Raw genomic sequence first — 2847 nt, 5'->3', positions numbered from 1 at the left:
GCTGCTCTCGCGGCCGCCGATCCTGTACACGACCGCGCTGGCGACGCTCGGCGCGTTCGCGTGGCAGGCGACCGCGTCGTTCCTCCCGACGTTCCTCGAGGTCGGCGGCGGGCTCTCCACCGCGCTCGCCGCGGCCCTCTTCTCGCTGTACTTCGTCGTTCACGGCGGGACGCAGCCGCTGACCGGGTCGCTGTCGGACCGGATCGGTCGCGACGCCGCGGTCACGCTCACGATGGCGGTCGGCGTCGTCGGCTACGGGCTCCTCGTGGTCGGCACCCGCGACGGGGCAGGTGTCGTTCCCGTGATCGCCGGGGTCGTCCTCGTCGGGCTGGCGATGTCGTGGGGCGCGCCCCTGCAATCGCGGTTCATGGACCTGCTCTCGGACGCCGAGCGCGGGGCCGGGTTCGGGCTCGTCCGGACCGTCTACATGGTGTTCGGCGCGTCCGGCAGCGTCGTCGTGGGGGCCGTCTCCGACCTCGCGGGATGGCCCGTTGCCTTCGGGTTGCTCGCCGCGGTGATGGCGCTAGGGCTGGCCGCGTTGCTGGCGAACCGCCTGCTCGGCGGCGCGTACTGACCGCGACCGGTGTGCGGAACGGCCACAACCGACTGCAGAGAAGCCACCGAGCTGCGGGACAGACACGTCGCATCCCGGCGGATACGGCACGCCTCGGCGGATGCGACGCACCCGACGGCGGATGCGACGCACCCGACGGATACGCCACGCCCGATCGACTCGGTGAACGGCTTATATACGCCGGTGAACGGCTTATATACGCGCACCGGCCGGAACAGGACTCTTTCTCCACCGAATTCGACCCGGATTGGTGGAAAGACGAGCTGTCGTGGAGCGACTCCGCGACCCAAATATAAATACCTGCCACACGCGTCGCTACCGACTGATAACCACTCGTCGAGTATTCCGGTGTCGATTTATAAGCGGTCGTCTTCGAGACTTCCGGGATCCTGTGCGGTGTCGAACATGTTGTTCTCAGCGCCGTCGAGCATCTCGTCGCGTGGGTCGTCGTCGACCACGCTGACGTTGTACGCCTCGATCCCGGACGCGATCAGCTCCTCGGCGGCCTGTTCTTCGGTGACGAACTCCTGGTCCGCAAGCTGCTGGAACTCGGCGTACACGTCGTCCGATAGGTTCAGTTCGAAGGTCGGCATTACCCCCCCTTTTCGGCCGGACGCTTTTAAACCCGATGGGCGGTTCCCGCCGAGCACACACGACCGCCGGCCGTTCCGATCACGGGTGTCGGATCCGTGATCACTCACCGCTCTCGCTCGACATCGCGTTCCTGCTCTCGCCGACGCCACTCCTCCGCTGATTCGGGTGTCTCGGTCTCCAAGAGCCGGTCCAGTTTCCGCTCGAACTGGTCGTCGGTGAGTTCGCCGTTCGCGTATCGGGTTCGGAGCCGCTGCAGGGCGTCCGCGTTGTTCGTGTCTGCCGTCCGCGATCCGCCTACGTCCCCTTCGGTCGTGTCGGTTTCGCCGACTACGTCCTCGTACGTTCCCTCGTCGACCCACTCCTCCCAGTCGTCCTCGTCGCCGAACAGCATCGCGGTGACGGGGACCACGACGATGTAACCGAACAGCAACAGCGCCAGCCACCAGTCGAAGCCGAGGAACAGCGCCGCGAGCCAGGTTCCAGTCACGACCGTCGAGACGATCCCGGTCGCGTTCCGTCTGGCTCGCTCACGCGGGGAGGGCGAACGCGAGGAGGACGATTCCATATCGGAACTGTTCCGTGGAACGACAAAACGATACCGCCGGTTTCGCATCCACTTTAGGGGTTGGGACCGTCGATCACGTATGCGAAACGTGGACGCCGCGGGGCTCGGGATCGGCGACGACTACCCCCCGCGGATCATGGGGGTGTTGAACGTCTCCGCGGAGTCGCCGTACGACCCGAGCGTGTACGACGACCCGGGCGAGGCGGCGGCGTACGTCGACGAGGAACTGATCGACGAAGGGGCCGACATCGTCGACGTCGGCTTGGAGTCCGCGAACAAGGACTTGGACGTGCTCTCGGCCGAGGAGGAGCTGGAGCGGCTCGACACCGCGGTCGAGGCCATGGAGTCGACCGCCGGCGACGCCGTCTGGTCGATCGAGACCCGCTATCACGAGGTCGCGGACGCCGCCCTCTCGCGCGGCTTCGACATGGTCAACGACATCTGCGGCTTCGCCGACCCGGAGATGCCTCGCGTCTGCCGCGAACACGATGTCGCCGTCTCGAAGATGGCGTCGCCGCCCGACCTCGAACGACCCGGGGCGATCGAGGCGGTCGACGACATCTACGATGCCCTCGCGATGAACGGGTTCACGGACAAGACGATCCTCGACCCCGCGTTCGGCGGCTGGTCGGAAGCGAAGACGCTCGGAGACGACCGCGAGACGTTCCGCCGGCTCCGCGAGTTCCGCGGCTACGGCCGGCCGCTGCTCGTCTCGATCAACCGCAAGAACTTCCTCCGCGACCTCGCCGGCCGAAGCACCGAGGCCGCACTGCCGGTGTCGCTCGCGGCCACTTCGATGGCCGTCGAACGCGGCGCACACGTGATCCGCACACACGACGTGGCCGAGACGCGCGACGCGGCGCTGATCGGCGCGGCGTTCAGCCGGGATCGAACCCGCGTTGCCGCCGCGTCGGATGTTGATACCGCCGCGTCGAACCGTGATGCCGACGCCGAGGTGGCTGTCGAGGAGCTCGACGTGACCACCGTCAGGGAAGCGGAGCGCCACCTCGACCGGCTCGATGCCCCGCTCGACGTCGCGGAGCGAGCGGTCGTCCACAGCTACGAGATCAGCGGGCTCTCAGAGGCGGCCGTCGGGGCCCTCCGTGCCGCGACC

The 2847-nt window shown here is 67.5% G+C and carries 4 protein-coding genes; 2 read left to right on the top strand and 2 right to left on the bottom strand.

The window, feature by feature from the left end; all coding sequences use genetic code 11:
* Window positions 1–574, top strand: a 574-nt coding sequence (locus tag ACFQEU_RS14010) for an MFS transporter (protein ID WP_379783150.1), incomplete at its 5' end; no start/stop codon positions are given.
* 356 nt (window positions 575–930) lie between these two features.
* Here the strand turns inward: ACFQEU_RS14010 and ACFQEU_RS14005 are convergent.
* On the bottom strand, window positions 931–1167 hold the full coding sequence (locus ACFQEU_RS14005; RefSeq protein ID WP_379783148.1) for a DUF7120 family protein: 237 nt from the start codon (window positions 1165–1167) through the stop codon (window positions 931–933).
* A 104-nt stretch (window positions 1168–1271) separates the two neighbouring features.
* Entirely contained in the window at window positions 1272–1733 is a 462-nt protein-coding gene (locus ACFQEU_RS14000; RefSeq protein WP_379783146.1) for an SHOCT domain-containing protein, read from the bottom strand.
* A gap of 79 nt (window positions 1734–1812) precedes the next feature.
* On the opposite strand from ACFQEU_RS14000, the gene ACFQEU_RS13995 reads away from it, so the two are divergent.
* A partial coding sequence (locus tag ACFQEU_RS13995) for a dihydropteroate synthase (RefSeq protein WP_379783144.1) occupies window positions 1813–2847 on the top strand: 1035 nt, incomplete at its 3' end.

Origin of the sequence: Halorubrum tibetense (assembly GCF_042661865.1) — an archaeon.
Lineage (GTDB): Archaea > Halobacteriota > Halobacteria > Halobacteriales > Haloferacaceae > Halorubrum > Halorubrum tibetense.
This window is presented reverse-complemented; position numbering and strand designations above follow the sequence as displayed.